The organism is Microbacterium enclense, assembly GCF_001456955.1.
Lineage (GTDB): Bacteria > Actinomycetota > Actinomycetes > Actinomycetales > Microbacteriaceae > Microbacterium > Microbacterium enclense.
The window spans coordinates 113,746-135,486 of record NZ_KQ758474.1; the positions used below are offsets into that span (position 1 = coordinate 113,746).

23 protein-coding genes and 1 tRNA gene are annotated in these 21,741 nt (G+C 71.3%); 12 read left to right on the forward strand and 12 right to left on the reverse strand.

The annotated features are described in order from the left end of the window. Nucleotides 1-215 precede the first annotated feature (215 nt). The 3 genes from AS029_RS14840 to AS029_RS14850 all read right to left on the reverse strand — a co-directional run bounded on the left by AS029_RS14840 (nucleotide 216) and on the right by AS029_RS14850 (nucleotide 4,010). Nucleotides 216-1,538: a flavin monoamine oxidase family protein gene (locus AS029_RS14840; protein WP_058233370.1), complete on the reverse strand. Its 1,323-nt coding sequence runs from the start codon at nucleotides 1,536-1,538 to the stop codon at nucleotides 216-218. A 107-nt stretch (nucleotides 1,539-1,645) separates the two neighbouring features. Beyond that, nucleotides 1,646-3,091 carry an amino acid permease gene (locus AS029_RS14845; RefSeq protein ID WP_058233371.1) on the reverse strand — a complete coding sequence of 482 codons (1,446 nt, stop codon included), beginning with the start codon at nucleotides 3,089-3,091 and terminating at the stop codon, nucleotides 1,646-1,648. 100 nt (nucleotides 3,092-3,191) lie between these two features. Then, nucleotides 3,192-4,010 (reverse strand): Cof-type HAD-IIB family hydrolase, encoded by an 819-nt coding sequence (locus tag AS029_RS14850; RefSeq protein ID WP_058233372.1) that lies wholly within the window; start codon nucleotides 4,008-4,010, stop codon nucleotides 3,192-3,194. A gap of 130 nt (nucleotides 4,011-4,140) precedes the next feature. Between AS029_RS14850 and AS029_RS14855 the strand changes: the two genes are divergently transcribed. From AS029_RS14855 to AS029_RS14865, 3 genes are all read left to right on the forward strand, one after another. Next, a complete protein-coding gene (locus tag AS029_RS14855) occupies nucleotides 4,141-4,899 on the forward strand; it encodes a hypothetical protein (protein WP_058233373.1) in 759 nt (252 codons plus the stop codon). Nucleotides 4,900-5,172: 273 nt separating this feature from the next. Further along, complete coding sequence (locus AS029_RS14860; protein WP_058233374.1) at nucleotides 5,173-5,790, forward strand: histidine phosphatase family protein; 618 nt, start codon at nucleotides 5,173-5,175, stop codon at nucleotides 5,788-5,790. Nucleotides 5,791-6,082: 292 nt separating this feature from the next. Next, nucleotides 6,083-6,514: a MarR family winged helix-turn-helix transcriptional regulator gene (locus tag AS029_RS14865; protein WP_058233375.1), complete on the forward strand. Its 432-nt coding sequence runs from the start codon at nucleotides 6,083-6,085 to the stop codon at nucleotides 6,512-6,514. Between the two features lie 159 nt (nucleotides 6,515-6,673). On the opposite strand, the gene AS029_RS14870 is transcribed toward AS029_RS14865, so the two are convergent. Continuing rightward, nucleotides 6,674-8,170, reverse strand: a complete 1,497-nt coding sequence (locus tag AS029_RS14870; protein ID WP_058233376.1) for an L-serine ammonia-lyase, iron-sulfur-dependent, subunit alpha — start codon at nucleotides 8,168-8,170, stop codon at nucleotides 6,674-6,676. Between the two features lie 146 nt (nucleotides 8,171-8,316). Here AS029_RS14870 and AS029_RS14875 point away from each other — a divergent pair. Then, nucleotides 8,317-8,389 (forward strand) — tRNA-Arg (locus AS029_RS14875). Between the two features lie 172 nt (nucleotides 8,390-8,561). Here the strand turns inward: AS029_RS14875 and AS029_RS14880 are convergent. The 3 genes from AS029_RS14880 to AS029_RS14890 are packed head-to-tail and all read right to left on the reverse strand — an operon-like array spanning nucleotide 8,562 to nucleotide 9,937. Further along, nucleotides 8,562-8,774: a hypothetical protein gene (locus tag AS029_RS14880; protein ID WP_058233377.1), complete on the reverse strand. Its 213-nt coding sequence runs from the start codon at nucleotides 8,772-8,774 to the stop codon at nucleotides 8,562-8,564. A gap of 54 nt (nucleotides 8,775-8,828) precedes the next feature. Further along, the gene (locus AS029_RS14885) at nucleotides 8,829-9,467 is read right to left on the reverse strand and encodes a hypothetical protein (RefSeq protein ID WP_058233378.1); all 639 of its coding nucleotides are present in this window, start codon (nucleotides 9,465-9,467) and stop codon (nucleotides 8,829-8,831) included. Nucleotides 9,468-9,508: 41 nt separating this feature from the next. Beyond that, a complete protein-coding gene (locus AS029_RS14890) occupies nucleotides 9,509-9,937 on the reverse strand; it encodes a YdeI/OmpD-associated family protein (protein ID WP_058233424.1) in 429 nt (142 codons plus the stop codon). Between the two features lie 183 nt (nucleotides 9,938-10,120). On the opposite strand from AS029_RS14890, the gene AS029_RS14895 reads away from it, so the two are divergent. From AS029_RS14895 to AS029_RS14915, 5 genes are all read left to right on the forward strand, one after another. Next, a complete protein-coding gene (locus AS029_RS14895) occupies nucleotides 10,121-10,906 on the forward strand; it encodes an enoyl-CoA hydratase/isomerase family protein (protein WP_228375963.1) in 786 nt (261 codons plus the stop codon). 306 nt (nucleotides 10,907-11,212) lie between these two features. Beyond that, nucleotides 11,213-11,620, forward strand: coding sequence for a DUF4383 domain-containing protein (locus AS029_RS14900; RefSeq protein ID WP_058233380.1), 408 nt, complete (start codon nucleotides 11,213-11,215; stop codon nucleotides 11,618-11,620). A gap of 37 nt (nucleotides 11,621-11,657) precedes the next feature. Next, a complete protein-coding gene (locus AS029_RS14905) occupies nucleotides 11,658-12,152 on the forward strand; it encodes a hypothetical protein (RefSeq protein ID WP_139168143.1) in 495 nt (164 codons plus the stop codon). Nucleotides 12,153-12,224: 72 nt separating this feature from the next. Continuing rightward, on the forward strand, nucleotides 12,225-13,148 hold the full coding sequence (locus tag AS029_RS14910) for an oxygenase MpaB family protein (protein ID WP_058233382.1): 924 nt from the start codon (nucleotides 12,225-12,227) through the stop codon (nucleotides 13,146-13,148). Further along, nucleotides 13,145-13,732: a DnaJ family domain-containing protein gene (locus AS029_RS14915; RefSeq protein WP_058233383.1), complete on the forward strand. Its 588-nt coding sequence runs from the start codon at nucleotides 13,145-13,147 to the stop codon at nucleotides 13,730-13,732. Before AS029_RS14910 ends, AS029_RS14915 begins: the two co-directional genes overlap by 4 nt. 39 nt (nucleotides 13,733-13,771) lie before the next feature. On the opposite strand, the gene AS029_RS14920 is transcribed toward AS029_RS14915, so the two are convergent. Both AS029_RS14920 and AS029_RS14925 read right to left on the reverse strand, forming a co-directional pair. Then, nucleotides 13,772-14,602 carry an HpcH/HpaI aldolase/citrate lyase family protein gene (locus AS029_RS14920; protein ID WP_082642327.1) on the reverse strand — a complete coding sequence of 277 codons (831 nt, stop codon included), beginning with the start codon at nucleotides 14,600-14,602 and terminating at the stop codon, nucleotides 13,772-13,774. Further along, nucleotides 14,599-16,050 (reverse strand): cation:dicarboxylate symporter family transporter, encoded by a 1,452-nt coding sequence (locus AS029_RS14925; RefSeq protein WP_058233384.1) that lies wholly within the window; start codon nucleotides 16,048-16,050, stop codon nucleotides 14,599-14,601. The genes AS029_RS14920 and AS029_RS14925 overlap by 4 nt, the downstream gene beginning before the upstream one ends. 154 nt (nucleotides 16,051-16,204) lie before the next feature. Between AS029_RS14925 and AS029_RS14930 the strand changes: the two genes are divergently transcribed. Together AS029_RS14930 and AS029_RS14935 are read left to right on the forward strand one after the other, a co-directional pair. Continuing rightward, complete coding sequence (locus tag AS029_RS14930) at nucleotides 16,205-17,821, forward strand: sensor histidine kinase (RefSeq protein ID WP_167345286.1); 1,617 nt, start codon at nucleotides 16,205-16,207, stop codon at nucleotides 17,819-17,821. After that, nucleotides 17,818-18,501, forward strand: a complete 684-nt coding sequence (locus tag AS029_RS14935) for a response regulator (RefSeq protein ID WP_058233386.1) — start codon at nucleotides 17,818-17,820, stop codon at nucleotides 18,499-18,501. The genes AS029_RS14930 and AS029_RS14935 overlap by 4 nt, the downstream gene beginning before the upstream one ends. A gap of 20 nt (nucleotides 18,502-18,521) precedes the next feature. Here AS029_RS14935 and ald read toward each other — a convergent pair whose 3' ends face one another. After that, on the reverse strand, nucleotides 18,522-19,607 hold the full coding sequence (gene ald / locus AS029_RS14940) for an alanine dehydrogenase (protein WP_058233387.1): 1,086 nt from the start codon (nucleotides 19,605-19,607) through the stop codon (nucleotides 18,522-18,524). A gap of 155 nt (nucleotides 19,608-19,762) precedes the next feature. Here ald and AS029_RS14945 point away from each other — a divergent pair, with 155 nt between their 5' ends. Further along, nucleotides 19,763-20,236, forward strand: coding sequence for an Lrp/AsnC family transcriptional regulator (locus AS029_RS14945; RefSeq protein WP_082642329.1), 474 nt, complete (start codon nucleotides 19,763-19,765; stop codon nucleotides 20,234-20,236). 106 nt (nucleotides 20,237-20,342) lie between these two features. Here AS029_RS14945 and mmuM read toward each other — a convergent pair whose 3' ends face one another. Next, nucleotides 20,343-21,197: a homocysteine S-methyltransferase gene (gene mmuM / locus AS029_RS14950; protein ID WP_058233389.1), complete on the reverse strand. Its 855-nt coding sequence runs from the start codon at nucleotides 21,195-21,197 to the stop codon at nucleotides 20,343-20,345. Continuing rightward, the gene (locus AS029_RS14955; protein WP_058233390.1) at nucleotides 21,194-21,700 is read right to left on the reverse strand and encodes a MarR family winged helix-turn-helix transcriptional regulator; all 507 of its coding nucleotides are present in this window, start codon (nucleotides 21,698-21,700) and stop codon (nucleotides 21,194-21,196) included. Before AS029_RS14955 ends, mmuM begins: the two co-directional genes overlap by 4 nt. Nucleotides 21,701-21,741: the final 41 nt, after the last annotated feature.

Sequence of the window (21,741 nt, forward strand, 5' to 3'; positions counted from 1 at the left end):
GCCCGCTTCGAGTGCGCCGCCGCGAACACACGGCGCAAGTCAACAGCCAGCCCATCGCCGAAACAGCCCAACCCCGATGACTTGCGCCGTGTGCTCGCGCACAACGCACCGCCGCGAACACACGGCGCAAGTCAGCGGCCGGGTGGGGCGGGGCGCGGCGCGGCGGGGGCGCGGCGGGGCGGGGGCGGCCGGCGCGGGGCCGGCGGGAAGGGCGGCTACGTCCAGAGGTCGGTCACCGCGATCTCGCGGCCCAGCACGTTCTGGGCCGCACGGTGGCCCGACAGCATCGCGCCGGGTACCGTCGCCGGGTCGTCGCCCCACGTCGCCTCGCCGGCCAGGTGCAGCACGCCGCCCACGGGTTCGGCGAGCACGTCGTGGTCGGCGCCGACCGAGCCGGGCAGCATGTAGGCGTACGACCCGCGAGAGAACGGGTCGTCCTGCCACCGGGTCACGACCGCGCTGGTGGGGTCGGGCACCGTATCGCCGTAGATCCGGCGAAGCTGCGCGAGAGTGGATGCCACGATCTCGGCATCGCTCCAGGTGCGCGTGGCCACGGCGGCCGGGCCGGCGGCGAACGTGAGCAGGGCGTGCTCGTCGTGCAGGCGCCCGAGGTCGTACCAGGAGTGCCACCACTCCCCCTCGTCGCCGAGCTGACGGATGCCGTACACCCCGGCATCCCAGAACCGCTCGGCGAAGCGCAGCACGACCTTCTCGAACGCGTTCATACGGAGCAGCCCGAGGGCACGTCGATGCGCGGCCGGCAGCGAGGGTTCGATCACGAAATCGTCGCCGTGCAGCACGCCGACGGGGACGGTGATGACCGCCTCGCGCGCCCCGAAAGTCCCCCGGTCACTCTCGATCTCGACCCCGGATGCCGACCAGCGCACGGCCGACACGACGTGCGCGAGGCGCACATCGAGCTCTTCGGCGAGGTGCTGCGCGAGTTCGTCGTAGCCGCGCGGGAAGACGACCTCGTCACCGTCGACCGTGTCGTCGTCGAGACCGTGTGCGCCGAGGCCGTCCATGCCGATGCCGTACTGCTCCTGGGCGCGGCGGTCGTTGTACTCGCGCACGCGTTCCTTCCGCTCGGCATCCCAGTCCTGCATCGAGAGGGCCCGGGCGACGACATCGGCGTAAGTGGCGTCGGCCGGCGCCCCCGCGATGATCCCCACCAGCGCGCGGTTCAGCGCGCGGACGTCGTCGGCGTACTGCTGCACCGCGACCGCGTCGAGCCGGTGCCCTGCGGCATCGAAATACGCCAGCGGCCGACTGTCGGGCTGATACCCGCCGACGGTGAACTCCACCATGGGCATGCCGAACGCGCGTGCCGCCGACGCCACGGGGCTGCCGGTGATCCCGTGAATCCACGAGGCGCCGCGGTCGGTGACGTGCCCGCCCGTGCGGTCGGTGAAGACCCGGCCGCCGATGCGGTATCGCGCCTCGAGCACCACGACTCGGCGTCCAGCCCGGGCGAGCAGGCGGGCGGCGGCGAGGCCCGCCACGCCCGCACCCACGACGATGGTGTCGACCGACTGCATGTGTCCTCCGCGGGCTCGTGGTCCCGCGACCGTACTGCGGTCGTGAGTCCCGTGGCATCCGCCGTTCTGGAGGGCCGATACCGCCCGGATGGACGACGCGTACAGCGTCAGTCGACGGGTGCCTCCTCGTCGCGGTGGACGGGCGTGATGCCCTTGCGCCCGTACAGCAGCCAGAAGGCGAGGTAGCAGAGCGCGACGAACGGGATGCCGAAGTACAGCGCCGGCGCCTGATTCGGGTCGAACGCGATGGCGACGATCGACGCGGTCAGCAGCACGAACGCCAGGATCGGCACGAGCGGGTAGAACGGCGTGCGGAAGGCGAGGGTCGACGGATCGCCGCCGCCGCGTAGGAACTGTCGCCGGTGGAAGAACTGGGCGGCGACGATCGCCATCCACACCGCGACGGCCGCGAAGCCGGCGATCGAGACGAGCACGAGGTACACCGTCTCGGCGGCGACGACGCTCGTGATCAGCGAGACGAGACCGATTGCGAGACTGACCAGCAGGGCGAGCATAGGGATGCCGCGGCGGGTGAGCTTCGTGAAGGCGCGGGGCGCGTATCCCTCCTCGGCCAGCGAGAAGAGCATGCGCGCGCACGAGTACAGGCCGCTGTTGCCGACGGAGAGCAGGGCGGTGATGACGACGAAGTTCATGACGTCGGCGGCGTAGGGCACGCCCACGTACTCGAAGACGTCGACGAACGGGCTGGAGCTGAGCCCCGCCTGCTCGTACGGCAGAAGCGCGGCGATCACGATGATCGACCCGACGAAGAGCACGAGCAGGCGCAGCACGGTCGAGCGCAGCGCGCGCGGGATGTTCTTGCCCGGATCCTTCGTCTCGCCGGCCGCGACACCCACCAGCTCCGCGCCGCTGAAGGCGTAGAAGACGGCGAGGGAGGTGATGAGCACCCCGCCGAGGCCCGCCGGGAGCAGCCCGTCGGGGGTCGCGAAGTTGGTGAGTCCCACCGCCTGATGCGGCTCGGGCGACAGCGGCGTGAAGCCGAAGATCGCCATCGTCCCCAGCACGATGAGGGCGACGATCGCGACCACCTTGATGAGCGCGAACCAGAACTCCGTCTCGCCGAACACGCGGGCCGAGATGGCGTTCAACGTGAACAGCACGCCCGCGAAGACGATGCACCACACCCACACCTCGACGTTCGGGAACCACCTCTGCATGAGGATCCCGGATGCCGTGAACTCCGACCCGAGCGCCACGACCCAGCACAGCCAGTACAGCCACGCCGTCGCGAAGCCGGTCGCGGGCCCCATCGTGCGGGCCGCGTAGATGTGGATCGAGCCCGAGACGGGGTAGACGACGGCGAGCTCGCCGAGGCACACCATGACGAGCCACACCACGAACGCGCCGAGCAGGTAGGCAAGCACCGCGCCCAGGGGTCCGGCCTGGTGGATCGTGTACCCCGAACTGAGGAACAGACCCGACCCGATCACGCCGCCGAGCGCGATCATGACGAGGTGCCTGGCATCCATCGCCCGCCGGAGGGTGCGCGGGGCGGGCGCTCCGTCGATGGACGAGGCAGCGGGTCGAGTCATGGGGTCTCGCAATCACGATCGAGCCCGGAGCCATCGAGGCGTCCGGGCGACGCAGGTCAGAGTAATGGATGCCGACGGCATCCGGTCGTCGTGTCTGCGTCTACGCTTCGGCGAGCAGCGTCTCGAGCGCGGTCAGCGCGCCGTGCTCGGTGTTCGACGGCGCCCGATGGCGGGCGCGGGCGGCGACCTCGGGGTGGGCGTTGGCCATCGCGTACGACCAGTGCGCGGCATCCAGCATCTCGAGGTCGTTGAGGTAGTCGCCGAACGCCGCGGTCTGCGCGGGGGTGACCTCGAGCGCGTCCTGCAGGCGGCGGAGCGCCACGCCCTTGTCGACGCCCGGGTTCATGATGTCGACCCAGTGCCGCCCCGACACGACGACGCGGTGCGTCCGCGCGATGTCGTCGAGCGCGCGCCCGACGCTGTCTTCGGCGACGGCGAAGTCGTACACGGCGATTTTCAGCACGTCGTCGTCGATCGCGAGCACGTCGTCGACCGCCTCGAGCGCGGCGTAGTAGGTCGACGCCTCGAGCCGGAACGCCTCGTCGGTGCGCTCGATGTAGGCGGAGCGCTTGCCGCACACCACGACGCCCAGGTCGTACCCCTCCGCGGCCAACGACCTCAGGTGGCGCACCGCACGTGCGACGACCTCCGGTTCGAGGGCGTCGGATGCCACCTCCACACCGGCCCGCACGACGTAGGCGCCGTTCTCGGCGATGAAGGTCATGGCATTCGCCGCCTCGCCGAACGTGGCCCGCAGGGTGGCGAGCTGGCGCCCGGATGCCGGGACGAAGGACACACCCCGTTCGGCGAGCCGCGGGAGCATCTCCCACAGCGGCTCGGGGACGTTGCCGTCACCGTCGAGGAGCGTGCCGTCCATGTCGACGGCGACCAGGCGGATGTCGGGGGTCACGGCATCCATCCTCCCAGGCGCCGATGGGGCTCGGACACGCTTCCGTCCGTGCGTGCGATGTTCCTCGGCGCGTTCGGGACGGGTCGTGCCAGGCTGATCCTGCGGGCGCGGTCGATGCCGAGAGGGCGAGGGAGAACCGATGCGGGACTCGAACATCGAACCGGTGGTGGCGGGCGATCGGGTCGTTGCCGCGGGAGTGCTCGTCGAGGAGGGGTCGTCGCATCGACTCCTCCTGCGCGGCGAGGGACTCTACGGCGAGCTCGTCGGTGAGACGGATGCTTTCGCCCTGCCCGTCTCGGGCCTGGCCGGCCCGCAGCCCAGCGGGATGGTCACCGTCCGTGGCGTGTGGACGGGTGAAGCGGTCGTGGACGCGACCGTCGCCGAGGGCGGCCGGGGCGTCGAGAGCTATGCCCGACTCGACAAGATGAGTTTTCCCGAGGTGGGCGCCGTTCCGACGCGGTCGGAGATCCTGCGCGGCGACGTGCTCGAGGCCTGCGACGCACTCCGCGGCGACGCTCTCGTCGCCTTTCTCGCGGCGCGGGGACCGCGGGGGTGGTTCGGGCTCGCGTCCGCCGTCGATGTCGCTGCCGTGCGGGACGCCCTGGAACCCCTGCTGGGGCCGTGCCTGCACGTCGTTCCGAGCGCGTGGACCCTCGACCAGGTGAACGAGGCGGAGAGCGCGGCCATCGAGACCGCGCCGGAGCCCTACGCATTCGGTATCGGCTGGGACGACGAGGGTCGCTTCCGCAGTCAGGTGCTCGTGCATCACGTGTCGCCGGAGCTGGCGTCCGTCGTCGCCCGATTCCCTCACGACATCCTCCACGTCGCAGCCTGGGTCAGACGAGCGGGTGAGCGCTCGTCGCCGTCGCCAGCGCTCCCGACCCTGGGAAACATATGAATAACGGAAAGATCACGGAGACCTCTTCCCCTCCGTTACCTCACCGTTATAGAGTGCAGTCACGGTAGTTGTTTTGCTGTGGCAGCTACCGGCATGTGATTGCAGGACACTCTGGTGCAGGATCGGGCCGGTCGGGATCTCCGACCGGCCCGTCTTCGTCTGACGCGGGATGCCGCTCGACACCTGGCCCTCGGTCCCGCGCCGCGACCGCGAGGGCGGCGGGGCACGGCTCGGCGCCTGGCGCCCCGGCGGCGACAGGGCGAGGATGGACGGGTGAAGGACGCGGAACTCACCGAACCCGACGGCCGCATCGTACTCGTGCGCCACGGCGAGACGCAGTGGAGCCGGAACGGACGGCACACGGGCCTGACCGACATCCCCCTGACCGAGACGGGCGCGTACAAGGCCGAACTCGCCGGCACCCTGCTGGCGATGCGTCGCTACGACCTCGTGCTCACCAGTCCTCTGCAGCGCGCGGTCGAGACCGCCGCCCGCGCGGGTTACCCCGACGCGCGGCCCGAACCGCGACTGGTCGAATGGGACTACGGCGCCTACGAGGGCTTGACGACGCCCGAGATCATCCAGCGCCTCGGCCACCCGTGGACGGTGTGGGACGGCACGCCCGCGGGCGATACGCCGGGCGAGGATGTCGCCGCCGTCACCGCGCGGGCCGAGTCCCTGCTCGACGAGCTCCGCCCGCGGGTGCGCGACGGCGAACAGATCCTGCTCTTCTCGCACGGGCACTTCCTGCGCGCCCTCGCCGGTACGTGGCTCGGTCTCACCGCCGCCGGCGGCCGCTACTTCGTGCTCGGCACGTCGGCGGTGAGCGAGCTCGGGTTCGAGCATGGAACCGAGGTCATCACACAGTGGAACCACGTGCGGGGTCGGTGACCCGTAGGGCGGGACGGAACCCGCAGAGGACCGCGCGAAAATTCATCACGAGAATGTAACGACGGACTCTTCCCTTCCGTTACCCCACCGTTATAGAGTGCTCGCACGGTAGTTGTTTTGCTGTGGCAGCTGCCGACATGTGATTGCAGGACACTCTTGGTGCAGGGACAAGGGCCGGTCGGAAGCCTCTCCGACCGGCCCTTACTCTGTCGGCGCGAACACCCATATCTCACCCGCGCCGCGCCGCGGAACACCGCGGCGGAACGAGCCCCGTCGGCTCTACGCTGAAGGGATGACCGATCGACGCCTCGCTGTGCAGGCCTGGGAGAGCCTCTTCCGCGCGCAGCACGAGGTGTTCGAAGACATCCGCAGCGACTTCGACGGCACCGACCTGACGCAGGCCGAGTACGACGTGCTCCTGACGGTCACCCGCGCGCCGCAGATGACCGCCCGTCTGCGCGACGTCACGGGCAACATGCTGATCAGCCAGCCGAGCGTCTCGCGGCTGGTCGAACGCATGGTCACGCGAGGGCTGCTGACCAAGTGCGCCGACCCGGAAGACGGCCGCGGCTCGCTCGTCACCGCCACCGAGAACGGCGCTGTCGTGTTCCGCCGCATCGCCGCATCGCACGGACGATCGATCGCCCAGCGCATGGCCCGCCTCGACAACGACGAGCTCGCTCAACTGCACGCTCTCACCGCGAAGCTGCGCGGCGGGGCCTGACGCGCTGCGGCCGCTCGGGTTCGCCTCTCGGGCGCCGCGTGTCGTTTGAGCCGGGCACGGAGGCTTCGACGGGCTCAGCCCCCTCTCTTCTTGCCCCGTCATACCGGGAGGCTTCGACGGGCTCAGCCCCCTCTGCTCGACACGGCGGTGGCCGCCCCCTCAGCACTCGATGACGTTGACCGCGAGGCCGCCCTCGCTCGTCTCCTTGTACTTCGTCGACATGTCAATGCCCGTCTGCCGCATCGTCTCGACGACCGCGTCGAGCGACACGTAGTGACTGCCGTCACCGCGCAGGGCGAGTCGGGCCGCGGTCACGGCCGTCGACGCGGCGATGGCGTTGCGCTCGATGCACGGGATCTGCACGAGACCCCCGACGGGGTCGCACGTGAGCCCGAGGTGGTGTTCCATCGCGATCTCGGCGGCGTTCTCGATCTGCCGGTTCGTGCCTCCCATGACGGCCGTCAGTCCACCGGCCGCCATCGCGCACGCCGATCCCACCTCGGCCTGGCAGCCGCCCTCGGCGCCCGAGATCGACGCGTTGGCCTTGAACAGCGAGCCGAGCGCCGTCGCCGTGAGCAGGAATCGACGGATGCCACGGCGGCGGTTCGCCTCGGCGACGTCATCGTCGTCCCACGCCGATACCTCGGTGCGTGTGACGGCGTGGCCGTCATATCCGAGGAGGGCGCTCCCGACGAGCTCGCCGTGCGGCGTCACCGCATTGCCCACCCCCAGTCCGGAGTCGGCGAGGAAGCGCCACCAGTACATCGCCACGGCCGGAAGGATGCCCGCCGCCCCGTTCGTCGGCGCCGTCACCACGCGCCCGCCGGCCGCGTTCTCTTCGTTCACCGCCAGGGCGAACGCGCCGAGCCACTCCCCCGGCAGCTCGCGGTGGCCCTCGGCCGCGATCGCGTCGAGCTGCCCCCGGATCACGGCGGCCCGCCGCTTCACCTTCAGGATGCCGGGGAGCACGCCGTCGTTCTCGAGTCCGGCGTTGACGCAGGCCGCCATCGCGTCCCAGATGCGGTCGAGGCCCGCGGCGATCTCTTCATCGGAGCGCAGCGCGGCCTCGTTGAGCCGCGCCGCCTCGGCGATCGTGATGCCGCGCTCGTCGCAGAGGGCGATGAGCGTGGCCGCATCGTCGAAGGCGAGCGGCATCTGTGCGGACGCCACGCGCGGCGGCTCGCCGTCACGACGGATGAAGCCCCCGCCGATCGAATAATACGTGTCGTCGGCGATCACCGCGCCGTCGGCGTCGCGCGCGATGAGCGTCATGGCGTTGGGGTGGCCCGGCAGCCGCGTTCGGGGCTCGAGCGAGATGTCGGCCTTCGCGAACGAGATCTCGTGCGAGCCGGCGAGCTCGAGCATCCGACCCTCGGGCCAGTCCGACCACGCCCGCCGCACGGCATCCGGATCCACCGTCTCGGGGTCGAGGCCCTGGAGGCCCGCGACGACGGCATCCGGTGTTCCGTGACCGATGCCCGTGGCGCCCAGCGAGCCGTAGAGGGCGCACGAGACGGACGCCACGCGATCGAGGGCGCCGTCGCCCCGCAGTCTCGTGACGAAATCGACAGCGGCCTTCATGGGGCCGACGGTGTGGGAGCTCGAGGGTCCGATCCCGATGGAGAACAGCTCGAACGCGGAGGTGTATGCGCTCATCCCGCCAGCGTACGTCGCCGTTCCGACACCGGACAGACACCTCCGCGCCACGCCCGGGATGCATCGCGTTGGGGGCCGATTAGACGTCTCCCGGGGTCCCGGCTATGCTGGACCACGGCCTGCGCGCCGTATCGCGCGGAGGTCCTGCGCCCGTAGCTCAATGGATAGAGCATCTGACTACGGATCAGAAGGTTAGGGGTTCGAGTCCCTTCGGGCGCACACTGTGTTGAGACAGTGACAAGCCCCGGCCGTGAGGAAACTCCGGCCGGGGCTTTTTCCGTATCCGGGCGTGGGTCTCCGCGCGTGAGTCGCCGAGAATTGTCGCCGCGGACGCCGTTCGAGCGACTATTCTCGGCACCTCACGCCAGAAAAGACGCACCGCAGCGGCGGGTCAGCTCGAGGCCGCCTCCTCGCCGCGGTGCGCGGCATCCGTCTCCGACGAGTGCAGGTGCAGGATCGCGAGCGACTCGCGCAGCGAGCCCAGGGGCGCTTCGATCTCGTCGTAGTGGTGCACGAAGCCGTTCGCGTCGCGTGCGCTCACCGAGACCAGCGCATAACCCGGACGCGGCACCCGCGCCTTCCGGCCGAATCGTCGCTCCGTCATGGCATCCACCTTCCGTTCGCGGCCGAGAGTATCGCGCCGCGGGGCGATGGCGGGTCAGCGCGCGGCGGTCTTCTTCTTCTTGCTCTTCTCGGCCTTGTCGCCGTCTGCGGCCGGCTGGTCGGGCGTCGACTCCTCGACGGCGGCCCTCTCTTTCGCCCGTCGTTTCGCCTGCGAGGCGAGGCGGGCTAGATCGACCATGCGCAGTGCGTCCATGCGGGCCTTGCGCATCTGGGCGTATTCGGGGTCGGCGTCGGCCGTCATGCCCTCGACGTCGAGACGCTGGCTGAGGTTGGCCTCGACATCGCCCCACGCGGCGATCCGTGCATCGGTGACGAGTCCCGCCACGCGCTGGGGATCGTCGGCGAATGCGCGCAGCTCTTTCGCCACCCCGCGCGACTGCTTCGCGCGGCGGCGGAGGTTCCGGGTGTCACGGTCGCGGTAATCGTGGGTGCCGGAGGAGTCGGAGAAACGCCCCCAGGCGCGCTTGCGCTGGTGCGTCACCCGCTCGGCCGCCTGGTCTTGCTCGTCGGCGAGGGAGTTGAGCGTCTTGCGCGCGTACTCGGCGAACACCTCACCGTCGAACTGCCCGCCCCGCGCGATGGTCTGGACGAGGATGCGGTTGCGCACGGCAAGACGCGCCGCCGCTGTCGCAATAGACAGCCCCTCGGCGATGGCCTCATTCGTGCGCCCCACGGAACCTCCCGTCCCAGGCTATCGCCCGCGGGGCACGACCCTCAGGACAGTTTGTCGACGACCGCGGTGATCCGGCGCGCGCGGGTGTCGGCGGCCTTGGCGGATTGCACGCTGGTCACGTGCGCCTTGCGGGCGCTCGGCGACAACGCGTCGAACGACGCCCGGACACCCGCCGCGGCCAACGCCGCGGCCAGATCGTCGGGAACCTCTACCGTTCGCGGCGTGGTGTCGAGCGTGAGGGTGACGGTGATGGCGTCCCCTCCCGACAGTCCCGTCGCGGCGCGCTTGTCGGACGAGAAGGGGATGAGGAAACGTCCGCCCATCACCCCGATGGTGCTGGCGTAGACGTAGCCGTTGACGTCGACCACCACGGCGGGACGCTTGCCGCCGCCGAGCTCGTCGATGACCTCGGGCGGCACCTCGATACCGGTGTTGTTGCCCGTCTGCGAGAGAGTCGTGTCGAAGCGCATGCGCGTCATTGTGGCAGAGCCGCCCGCCCGGGTCACTCATCCCCACGCGTCAAGAGCGCCGGAGGCCAATCCCCCGCAGCGTACGCTCCGAACAAGATGCAGCGGCGATGCGGGGGCAGGGGTCGCCCGCGGGGTTCGCACTGACGAGTGGCGATGACGATGACCGGACCGGTTCAGCTTTCGATGACAGATGGTGTCGCTCGCGTGACCCTGAACCGTCCCGACGACGGCAACGCGATCACCCTCGATCTCGCTCGCGCGCTGGCCGAGATCGTCGGAACGATCGCGGCGGCCGGCTCGCGCGTGGTCGTCGTCACCGGGGCGGGCGGCACCTTCAGCACGGGCGGCGATGTGGTCGACATGGCCGCGGCCGACGATATCGGCGCCTTCGTCTACGAGTTGGCCACGACGTTTCACGGCGCACTCGCCGACCTCGCCGATCTCGACGCCGTCATCATCGCGGCCGTCGACGGTGTCGCTGCGGGAGGGGGGCTCGGCCTGGCGCTCTGCGCGGACGTCGTCGTCGCCTCCGAGCGGGCTCTCTTCCTGACGGCGTACGAGGCGATCGGGCTGAGCCCCGACAGTGGTGCGTCGTACCTCCTGCCGCGAGTCATCGGCGCCTCTCGCGCCCGGGCGATGAGCGCGGTCGGTCTGCGGTTGAACGCCGACGGCGCCCGCGACGTCGGACTCGTGCACGAGATCGTGCCGTCGGCGCACTTCGACGACGCGGTGCAGACGCTGGCGACCCGGCTCGCCGCGCGCCCGCAGGGGCACATGGCGGCATCCCGCGCCCTCTTCCGCGGGGCCGATCCCCAGGAGTTCCGCCGCCACCTCGACGCGGAGGCACGCGCGATCAGCGCGGCGGCCGCGTCGCCCGACGCCACCCGCCTCATCCGCGAGTACGCGGTGCGGGCCCGGCGCAGCGCGGCGGCCGCACAACGCAGAGCCGAGCGGAGCCGCGCGGCCTGATGACCGGTCGCTCCTGCGGGGACCGATAGGTGAACATCGGATGAAGCGCAAGCCCCCTCGATCCGAATGGGCGGCCCCGTAGCGTCACCCTCGTTGCGGAGGGCCTCGGAGAGTACTCGGGGGCCTTCTGTCGTTTCCGGGGTCCGCTCGCCGACGGGCGTGATCCGGATGCCGTGGCACCACGTCGTGGTCGGGTTCTACCGGATGGATCCGGCGATGCGCAAAGCCCAATCCGAACGCGGGATTGTCTCCGAAGATGTGGAAAGGCGGCCGGACGGTCGCTGCCAACACACTGGGAGGTTCATCATGAGCTCATCACCCAATCGACTCGTGGCCACCGTCTTCGGCGCTGTCTACCTGCTCGTCGGCCTGCTCGGCTTCGCCGTCACCGGCGGTGTCGGTTTCATCTCGAACGAGGGCGGTCTGCTGCTCGGCATCTTCGAGGTCAACCCGCTGCACAACATCGCGCACCTCCTGATCGGTGGCGCACTGCTCGTCGCCGGTCTGGCCAACGCGCGCGCCGCGAAGGGCGTCAACACGACCGTCGGCGCCGTCTACCTGCTGCTCGGCATCGTCGGCTTCTTCCTCATGGGTCCGGCGAACATCCTCGCGCTCAACGTGCCCGACCACTTCCTGCACCTCGGCAGCGCCGTCGTGCTGCTGGGTGTCGGCCTCGGCACCGAGCGCAGCATTCCCCGCACCTCGGCGGTGTGAGGTGACCGCCGCGACCTTCACGCGGTCGTGGCCCTCCGTGTCCGCATGGGGGGCCGGCCTGATCGCCGTCGCCCTCGGTGCGGGCGCGATCGTCCGCCCCGGTTCCGAGGCCGTCACCATCGGCCTCGGAACCGGAGCGGTGGCGCTCGGCCTCGCCCTTCTCCTGTGGGGCGGTGCCGCGCTGGCCACCGGCCGCTTCGTGCTGCCGCGGACGATCCTCGGCGGCTCGCTCGTGACTCTCGTGCTGACCGGCGCCCTCGTCTTCGCAGACCCCGCGCACACCAGCATCATGGGTGCCGCCGCGGCATCCCTCCTCCTCGTCGTCGTCGGCGCCACCGCCGCCGCGCACGTGCGACGGATGCGACGCGCGGAAGCGCCCGACCGGTCGGCGCAGCCGATGAGCGTCATCGGACTCCTCGTGGCCGCCGCCGTCATCGCCGTCGTGGTCACGCCCGCTCTCGGCGCCACGCAGAACGCGGTCCTGCTGCGCGACGACGGGACCCTGCCCGTCATCACCCACGACGGGCACTGATCTCGTCCGCAAGACCTCCACGAGCGAGGTACCTCCGGCGCCCGGCCGCCCGGACGGTGGCACGCTGGAAGGGTGACAGACGTCCCCTCCTCCCCCGTCCCGGGTTGGATCTCGTCATTGCGAGGCAAGATCCTCACCGCCCTCGCGGGCGATCCCACGGGCATGGCCCCCTACGTGCGCGACATCGCCGAGGGCGACGACGCCGGCTACTTCGCCGAGAACGGCCCCGCGTGGACGGTGCACGCCGGAATGGGGACGCTGGTGGCCGGCATCCGGGCCCTGCTCCTGCAGGCGCTGCACCCGGGAGCGCTCGCGGGCGTGCACGACTGGTCGCGCTACCGCGAAGACCCCATCGGACGCCTCACCGGCACGGTGCGCTGGGTCATCACGCTGACCTACGGCTCGAAGACGCAGGCGGATGCCGAGACTCGACGCGTCGGACGCTTCCACCAGCGCGTGAAGGGCGAGTACCGGGCCGGCGACGGGTCGGAGCGGACCTACACGGCGGAGGCGGCCGACCTGGTGCGGTGGGTGCACCTCGCCTTCACCGATGCCTTCCTCGCCGGGCACGAGGTGTCTCGCCTGCCCATCCCCGGCGGCGCCGACGCCTATGTCGCCGATTGGGCGACGGCCGGTCGCCTCATGCGGGTGGTGGACCCGCCCCTCACCCGTGCGGCGCTCCGCGGCGAGATCGACGGGTTCTTCGAGCGCGGCGAACTGCGCGGCGGCGAGCGCGTCGACGACGTGGTGCGGTTCTTGCGCCGACCGCCGTTCCCCGGCGCGATGGGCGTGGCGTACCGCGTGCTGTTCGCGGCCGCGGTGGCCACCATCCCGCGCCGATACCGCAGGATGCTGGGGGTGCGGCGGTGGCCGCTGCCCGTGCTCACGCTCACCCGCGTCGTCCTGCGCATCACCGAACGAGCGCTCGGCTCGGGCCCGCGCGCCCAGGACATGGCGCGCCAGCGTTTGCGGAGGCTGGAGCGGGAGGCGGCGTGAACGAGGATCCCCGGCAGTCGGCCGAACGCTACCGGCTCGACCGTGAGCTGCGGGCGGCGGGCCTCGAGCCCGCGCCGGACGAAGCGGCGCGCGAGGACGCGGCGCCCGAGGCGCGCTCGACGCCCGCCCGCGGATCCACCGCCGCGGAACGCGCCGCGTTCGTCGAGACGGCGATCCAGCAGGCGATCCGCCGCGGGGAGTTCGACGACCTGCCGGGAGCCGGCAAGCCATTGCCCGACCTGGGGTCGTCGCACGATCCCGACTGGTGGATCCGGCGCAAGATCGAGACCGAGAAGCTCACCGGACTCGGTCCGCCGGCCCTCACCCTGCGCGTCGAGCACGCCGAGCTTGCGGAGCGCCTGGATGCCATCGCGCGCGAGCCCGAGGTGCGGGAAGCGGTGCAGGACTTCAACCGCCGGGTGATCGAGGCGCGGCGACAGCTGCTCGGCGGGCCGCCGGTGGTGACGCCGACGGTGGACGTGGATGCCGAGGTGGCCGCGTGGGCCGCCCGGCGCCGCGCGCGTGAGGAAGCGGCCGCGGTGGAAGCCCCGGTGCGACGGCGGCGGTGGTTCGGGCGGCGGTGAACCGCGGCCCTGTCGGGCGAGGTGGCTGAGCCCGCGGTGTCAGAGCGCGGCGAGCGCCTCCGCGCGTTCGACGAGAGCCCGCGCTCGGGCGAGCGTCGGCGCGTACGAGCCGTCGACCGGACCGTCGGGCGTCTGCGACAGCAGCGACCGCGCGGCCTCCACCTCGGCGGGCGAGGGCGTGAAACCCGCGTGAGCGCCGGCGACGGCGGCATCCCGCAACGCCAGCGTGCCCGTGAAGCCCATCGCGACCGCGTGGAGGGCGGCATCCCGGGCCTGCTCGATCGGACCGCACGGGCCGTCGATGGGTCCGGCGATACCCGCCGCGGCCGAGGCGACGACGAGCTGCGCGCGCGGCCACGACAGGGCGATGCGGTCGGCCGCCATGCCGGTGTCGCGGCGGAAGTCGCCGGTGCCGAAGGCGAGACGGCGGGTCGACGGGTGCGCGGCGATCGCGGGAGCGGCGAGAAGCGCCGCGGCGGACTCCACCATCGCCACGATCGGGGTGCCGCCCGGGAGGGACGCCGCCACGTGGGCGACGTCGTCGGGGCCGGCGCACATCGCCAGCACGACCCCCGCGAGGCGGTCGTCGAGCTCGCGACCGAGCGCGAGGTCGTGCTCGCCGTCACGGGTTCCGGCGGCGCTGATGCGGAGCCACACCGGAGACCCGGCGGCCGCGCGACGGGCCCGCTCGCGTCCCTCGGCCTTGCGCCCGGCGGGCAGACCGTCTTCGAGGTCGAGCACGAGCACGTCGGCTGCGGTCTCGAGGCCACCGGCCAGCGGCGAGCGCAGCATCCACGTGCGGGCGAGGTCGACACGCGCGGGGGCGGGGGCGGCCGAAGCCGCCCCCGCCGGGGTGTGCGCGATGGTCACGAACGGCTCCGAGCCGCCGCCTCCGCCTCCGCCTTGGCACGGAAGGCGTCGAGCGTGTCGGTGTCGACGGTGGTGGGTCCGGCGCCGACCTCTGCCGAGGCGAGCTCCTTGGCATCCGCCGCCTTGTTGACCGACCCGTGGTCGTCGCCGGTGAGCAGGTTCTCGTCGAACGGGATGTTGCCGGCGAGCACCTCGCGGACGCGCTGGCCGTCGTACTCCTTGGTCCAGGCGCCGATGAGCATGGTGGCCACGGCGTTGCCGGTGAAGTTGGTGACGGCGCGGGCCTCGGACATGAAGCGGTCGATGCCGACGATGACGCCGACGCCGTTGACCAGGTCGGGACGGTAGGCCGAGAGGCCGCCGGCGAGGGTCGCCAGGCCCGCACCGGTGACACCGGCCGCACCCTTGGAAGCGATGATCATGAAGACCATGAGGCCGATCTGCTCGGGGATCGACATCGGCGCACCCATGGCCGAGGCGATGAACAGCGAGGCCATGGTCAGGTAGATGGCGGTGCCGTCGAGGTTGAAGGAGTAACCGGTCGGAACGGTGATGCCGACGACCGGCTTGGAGACGCCCAGGTGCTCCATCTTGGCGATGAGGCGCGGCAGCGCGGCCTCGGACGACGAGGTGCCGACGATGAGCAGGTACTCGCGGCCCAGGTACTTCATGAGCGTGAAGATGTTGACGCGGGTCACGGCGTACAGCAGCGTGCCGAGGACGCCGACGATGAAGACGAAGCACGTGAGGTAGAACGCGCCCATCAGGATGCCGAGGCTGATCACGGCCGCGAAGCCGGTCTTGCCGACGACCGCGGCGATGGCACCGAACGCGCCGATCGGGGCGAGCCAGAGGATCATGCCGAGGATGCGGAAGACGAGCACCTGGAAGTTGCGGATGGCGTCGACCATCTGCGCGCCGCGCTCGCCCATGCGCTGCAGGGCGAAGCCGACCAGCAGGGCGATGAAGAGCACCTGAAGGATGCTGCCGCCGGTGAAGGCCGAGAAGAAGGTGGTCGGGATGATGCCCAGGATGAAGTCCTGCGTGGTGGTGGGCTCGGCCGCGGCCTCGTAGGTGGCGCCCGCGATGTTCAGGCCCTCACCGGGGTGGATGATGTTGCCGACGATGAGGCCGATGACCAGCGCGAACGACGACATGATCAGGAAGTAGACCATCGCCAGGCCGCCGATCTTGCCGACCGTGGAGGCCTTGGCGATCGAGCCGATGCCGACCACGATCGTGCAGAAGATGACCGGGGCGATCATCATCTTGATCAGGCTGACGAAGCCCTTGCCGATCGGCTCGAGCGTCGTCGCGAACGCCGGAGCGACGAGGCCCACGACGATACCGCCGAGAACGGCGATGATCACCGAGATGTAGAGCCAGTGGTTGCGGTCGATCTTCTTACGCGGCCGACCGTCGCGCGTGGTGCGGAGTGAGAGTGCCATCAGCGTCTATCCCTCTTCCTAACGTCATTGTTAATTCCGGCGGGATCGCCGGGTGGGTGAGATGTCTCGTTCCTGCCGGCCGGACCGCCGGTGGATGAGACGACTGTGGTCGACAGCGAGCTCCACGGCGATTTGTGGTCGTATTGTTCACGGCATGGGCGAGAAAGGGCGCGGGATGCGACTGAGTGTGGGCGGCCGCCTGGCCCTCGTGTCGCTCGGCGTCGTCGTGCTCGTCGCCGGGGTCCTCGCGGCACTGCTGTCGGTGCAGCTGAGCGACTCCGGTCAGCGCGAAGCCGAGAAGGTGACGCGCTCGGTCGCCGAGACCTTCGCGCACGAAGCCGAGATCGCCGACCTCGTCGCCGCCCGCGACTCGGACCGTCTGCAGCCCATGGTCGAGCAGATCCTGCCCGACGCCGACCTGTCGTTCGTCACGATCATGACGCCCGACGGCATCCGTCTCACCCACCGGAACCGCTCGGAGATCGGCGAACAGTACCAGGGTTCGCGCGGTGAGGCCCTCGCCGGCGAGACGTTCACCGAGGTCTACGTCGGGACGCTGGGCCCCTCGGTGCGCACCATCGCCCCGATCCGCGACGGCGGCGACGAAGACGGCCCCATCGTGGGCCTCGTCTCGGTCGGCGTGACCCTCGGCGCCGTGCAGCAGGACCTCGCGGCCCGCGTTCCCCTCATCGTCGCGGCATCCGCCGCCATCGTCGGTTTCGGCGTGCTCGGCGCCATGTTCGTGCGCCGCAGCGCCCGCCGTGTCACCGGCTCGTACACGCCGCGTGAGCTGTCGCGTCTCGTCGAGAGCTACGAGACGGTGCTCCACTCGCTGCGCGAGGGCCTCGTCGTCACCGACCGCGACGGGCGCATCGTGCTCTACAACGACGAAGCCGCCGATCTGCTGGGCCTTCCGCCCGCCATCACCGGGCAGGTGTCGCTCGACCCGCACGATGCGGACATGGATGCCACCCTGGCCGACGCCATCGCGAGCGGGCGCCGCATGGTCGAGGAGACGGTGGTCAACGGCGAGCGCGTACTGCTGGTGAACCAGGAGGAGGCGCGCGATCTCACCGGGCGCCGGGCACCCGAACGCGGACACGTCATGACCCTCCGCGACCGCTCCGAGCTGCAGGCCCTGCTGGGCGAGCTGGAGGGCGTTCGCACGCTCAGCGACACCCTGCGCTCGCAGACGCACGAGCACGGCAACCGCCTGCACGCGCTGCTGGCGCTGCTCGAGCTCGGGCGGATCGACGAGGCGCGGCGGCTCATCGTGGCATCCACCGAAGACCGGCAGGAGCTCGCCGACCGCCTGGTGTCGGATGACGACGACGCCGTCATCGTCGCGCTGCTGCTCGGCAAGCTCGACGAGGCCGCGGAGCGCGGTGTGCGTCTCGACCTCGACGTCGCCGAACCCGCGCCGCGCATCGCGTTGGCTCCCCCGGAGGCCGTCACGGTCGTCGGCAACCTGGTCGACAACGCGCTGGATGCCGCGGCCGCGGGCGGCGAGCCCCGCTGGGTGCGCGTGACGCTCAGCGAGAAGGAGGGCGACGCCGTGTTCGAGGTCGCCGACAGCGGCGAGGGTTTCGACTCCTCTCTCGCCGACCCGTTCGCCTACGGCGCGTCGACGAAGCCCGCGCACGCCCCGGGCGGACGCGGGGTGGGGCTCGCGCTCGTGCGCGACATCGTCGCCGCACGCGGAGGGACGCTGCAGCTCGCGTCCGAGCCGACGACGGTGCGCGTGTTCCTGCCCGTGGTGGTGTCGGCGTGATCCGGGTGCTCGTCGTCGACGACGACGCGCTCGCGCTCGAGCTGCACTCCGCCTACGTGTCGCGGGTGCCGGGGTTCGAGGTGGCGGGGCAGGCCGCGGGCGCCCGGGCGGCGCTGACCGCCCTGACCGACCCCGCCCGGGAGTTCGATCTCGTGCTGCTGGACATGACGATGCCCGACGGCGCCGGCCTCGACGTCGCGCGGCGCGTGCGCGCGATGGGCTCGCGCGTCGACATCATCGCCGTCACCGCGGTGCGGGATGCCGCGACCGTGCGCGCCGCGGTCTCGATCGGCGTCGTGCAGTACCTGATCAAGCCGTTCGCCTTCTCGGCGTTCCGCGAGCGCCTGGAGGCGTACCGCGCGTACGTCGAGGGTCTGGACCGCGCCGAGGGAGAGGCGACCCAGTCCGAGGTCGACGCCCTGCTCGGGTCGCTTCGCACCGTCGCGCCGCCCGCCATGCCCAAGGGGCTCAGCGACGAGACGCTGCAGGCGGTGGCCGAGCGTGTGCGCACGGCATCCGGAGCAGTCTCGTCGACCGAGGTGGGCGAGAGCGAAGGCATGTCGCGTGTCACCGCCCGGCGGTACCTCGAGCACCTCGCCGACGTCGGCCGCGTGCGCCGCGAGCCCCGCTACGGCGGACAGGGGCGCCCCGAGATCACCTACGCCTGGGTGCGCGGCTGACCCTGACCGCTCGCTCGTCGTCAGAGGTCGAAGGCGGCTCGGACGCCCTCGTTGACGACGACGCCGGCGTGCACGTTCAGGCCCTTCGCGAGGGCGGGGTCAGCGGATGCCGCGGCCTCCCAGCCGGCGTCGGCGATGCGCGTGATGTAGGGCAGGGTGGCGTTCGACAGGGCGCGCGTCGAGGTGTGCGGCACCGCACCGGGCATGTTCGCGACGCAGTAGTACAGCGAGTCGTGCACGCGGAACGTGGGCGCGTCGTGCGTGGTCGGCCGCGAGCCCTCGAAGCATCCGCCCTGGTCGATCGCGATGTCGACGAGCACCGACCCGGGCTTCATCGCGGCGACCATGTCGTCGGTGACGAGCTTCGGGGCGGCGGCACCCGGGATGAGCACCGAGCCGATGACGAGGTCGGCGTCGGCGAGCTGCTCCGCGATCTCGAGACGGGTCGAGGCGCGCGTCTCGATGGCACCGCCGAAGCGCTCCTCGAGCTGGCGCAGCTTGGGCAGCGAGATGTCGACGACCGTCACCCGGGCACCGAGGCCCAGCGCATTCGCCGCCGCGTGCTCCCCGGCGACGCCGCCGCCGATGACGACGACCTTGGCGCGCGGGGTGCCGGGGACGCCGCCGGGCAGCAGCCCCCGGCCGCCCGACGCGCGAAGCAGATGATGGGCGCCCTCGATGATCGACAGGCGCCCGGCGACCTCGCTCATCGGCGCAAGGAGCGGCAGTGCACGGTCGGCGGTCTGCACGGTCTCGTAGGCGACCGCCGTCGTGCCCGCCGCCATCAGCGCGTCGGTCAGCGGCCGGTCCGCGGCCAGGTGCAGGTACGTGAAGAGCGTCAGGTCGCGCCGAAGGAAGCCGTACTCGGGCGCGATGGGTTCTTTGACCTTGACGAGCAGTTCGGCCCGCGCCCACGTCTCGTCGGCGGTGGCGACGATCTCGGCTCCGGCCGCCCGGTACTGCTCGTCGCTGAATCCGCTGCCCTCGCCCGCGCCCGCCTGCACGAACACCTCATGGCCCCGATGCACGAGCGCGTCGACCCCCGCGGGCGTCATCGCGACGCGGTTCTCGTTGTTCTTGATCTCGGTCGGCACGGACACGCGCATGGGTTCCTCCTCGAGCGGATGAGCGTTGCCGAGAGAATCGCAGAAACGGACGTTTCCGTGGTGTTTCGCCGAATCTTCTTCGCCTGTTGCGTTCTCTCGGCGGCTATCGTCGGATGCCAGGGGCCCGCTGGCCCGCGATGAGCGAAGGATCTGCGATGGCCGACGAAGAGCTGCACCCCCTCGACGCGCGCATCATCGAGCTGCTGTCCGCCGACGCCCGGATGACGAACGCCGCTCTGGCCGAGACACTGGGCGTCGCGGCATCCACCGCTCACGCGCGCGTGCGCGCACTGATCGACCGCGGTCTGATCACGGGCTTCCACGCCGCCGTCGACCAGAGCCGACTCGGGCGCGGCCTGCAGGCCATCGTCGGCGTGACCCTGCGGCCGGGTCAGCGCCAGGAGAGCATCCGCGCGTTCGCGCACGACGTGCGCCGGCATCCGGACGTCATCCAGCTGTTCTTCCTCGGCGGGGCCGACGACTTCCTCGTGCACATCGCCGTCGACGACTCCTCCGCCGTGCGCCGCTTCGTCGTGGATCACCTCTCGGCGCGGCACAGCGTGGCATCCACCCGCACGAGCATCATCTTCGAGTACCACCGCAACGCCGTCGCGGCCGATTTCGACTGACCGGAGGCGGCACGACTCCGGCAGAACGAACCGGGTGAAGGCGGGACCGCGCGCGAACGCGTCACGCGCAGGAGTCGTGCGCCGCGACCAGGCGGAACGCTGCGGGTCAGCGGAGGGCTGCGGCGATAGCGGCGATGTCGGCCGGGGTCGAGCGGCAGCAGCCGCCGACGAGACGCACGCCGGCATCGACCCACTGCGGCACGGCGGCGGCCAGCGGGGCCGGGGCGCCGTGCCAGGTGCGGGTCGCGGCATCCCACCGCTCCCCCGTGTTCGGGTAGGCGACGAGCGGGACGCCCGGCGCCTCGGCGAGAGCGGCCGACACCGTCTCGGGCGCGCAGCAGTTGACGCCGACCGCGAGCACGGCCGGAACGGATGCCGCGGCGCGCAGGGCATCGGCCCGGGAGCCGGGCGCGACGAATCCGGTGCTGTCGGCCGACACGCTCACGAACGCGGGAACGCCGATGTCGGCGAGTTCGAGGGCCAGTGCCTCGACCTCGAGCGGCGAGGGGATGGTCTCGACGGCGAGCAGGTCGGCGCCGGCGTCGGCGAGCACGTGCAGTCGACGGCGGTGAAGGCGACGGAGCTGGTCGACGCCGAGACCGTAGTCACCGGTGTACTCGCTGCCGTCGGCGCGCAGCGCCCCGATCGGGCCCACGGATGCCGCGACCACGACGTCGGCGGCCTCGCGCGCGAGCGACACCGAGCGCCGCAGGAGCGCCTCGAGCTCGGCATCCGGGATCTGTCCGCCGAAGCCGAGCTGGTACGACGCGGTGATCACGACCTCGGCTCCGGCGTCGGCGAAGACGGCGTGGGCTGCGCGCACCTCGTCGGGATCGTCGCGCAGGACGCGCGCCGACCAGAGGTCGCTCGCGACGTCGTTCCCGCGGGCTTCGAGCAGCGTGCCGAGTCCCCCGTCGAGCACGACGGGACGGTGCGCGAGGGTGGCGGCGAGGTCGATCACGCCTCGTGCGTCTCGCCGGCCGCGAGCACGCGGAGGGCGCTCGCGAGTAAGGCCTGATCGCCGCGGCTGACGTCGCGCAGGGCCTCGGCCTCGAGGCGCACGAGCTCGGTCATGGCGGCATCCACGCGTTCGATGCCCTCGGCGGTGATCGCGACGAGGATCGCCCGGCCGTCGGACGGATTCGGGCGACGGTGCACGAGGCCGCGCTCGGCGAGCTTGTCGAGGCGGTTGGTCATCGCGGCGCTGCCGATCATCGTGGCCGTGATCAGACGCGTGGCACTCAGCTCGGTGCCCGCGCGGCGGAGCACGGCGAGCACGTCGAACTCCCACACGGCGATGCCGGCGCTCGCGAACGCCTTGGCGCGCAGCTTCGACAGGTGGAACGCCGCGCGGCGCAGGCGCGACATCACATCGAGAGGCGTGAGATCGACCTCGGGCAGCAGCTGCGACCACGCGTCGATGAGGAGGTCGACCTCGTCGTCTTTGCTGCTCGCGGTAGGCATGCTTCGACGGTACCGGAGCCGCGGGGGTGAGAGGGCGCGAC

Coding starts and splice junctions, on each gene's coding strand:
- AS029_RS14840 (WP_058233370.1), bottom strand. CDS start 1,538: ATGCAGTCGGTCGACACCATCGTCGTGGGTGCGGGCGTGGCGGGCCTC.
- AS029_RS14845 (WP_058233371.1), bottom strand. CDS start 3,091: ATGACTCGACCCGCTGCCTCGTCCATCGACGGAGCGCCCGCCCCGCGC.
- AS029_RS14850 (WP_058233372.1), bottom strand. CDS start 4,010: ATGGATGCCGTGACCCCCGACATCCGCCTGGTCGCCGTCGACATGGAC.
- AS029_RS14855 (WP_058233373.1), top strand. CDS start 4,141: ATGCGGGACTCGAACATCGAACCGGTGGTGGCGGGCGATCGGGTCGTT.
- AS029_RS14865 (WP_058233375.1), top strand. CDS start 6,083: ATGACCGATCGACGCCTCGCTGTGCAGGCCTGGGAGAGCCTCTTCCGC.
- AS029_RS14870 (WP_058233376.1), bottom strand. CDS start 8,170: ATGAGCGCATACACCTCCGCGTTCGAGCTGTTCTCCATCGGGATCGGA.
- AS029_RS14880 (WP_058233377.1), bottom strand. CDS start 8,774: ATGACGGAGCGACGATTCGGCCGGAAGGCGCGGGTGCCGCGTCCGGGT.
- AS029_RS14890 (WP_058233424.1), bottom strand. CDS start 9,937: ATGCGCTTCGACACGACTCTCTCGCAGACGGGCAACAACACCGGTATC.
- AS029_RS14895 (WP_228375963.1), top strand. CDS start 10,121: ATGACAGATGGTGTCGCTCGCGTGACCCTGAACCGTCCCGACGACGGC.
- AS029_RS14900 (WP_058233380.1), top strand. CDS start 11,213: ATGAGCTCATCACCCAATCGACTCGTGGCCACCGTCTTCGGCGCTGTC.
- AS029_RS14925 (WP_058233384.1), bottom strand. CDS start 16,050: ATGGCACTCTCACTCCGCACCACGCGCGACGGTCGGCCGCGTAAGAAG.
- AS029_RS14930 (WP_167345286.1), top strand. CDS start 16,205: ATGGGCGAGAAAGGGCGCGGGATGCGACTGAGTGTGGGCGGCCGCCTG.
- ald (WP_058233387.1), bottom strand. CDS start 19,607: ATGCGCGTGTCCGTGCCGACCGAGATCAAGAACAACGAGAACCGCGTC.
- AS029_RS14945 (WP_082642329.1), top strand. CDS start 19,763: ATGGCCGACGAAGAGCTGCACCCCCTCGACGCGCGCATCATCGAGCTG.
- AS029_RS14955 (WP_058233390.1), bottom strand. CDS start 21,700: ATGCCTACCGCGAGCAGCAAAGACGACGAGGTCGACCTCCTCATCGAC.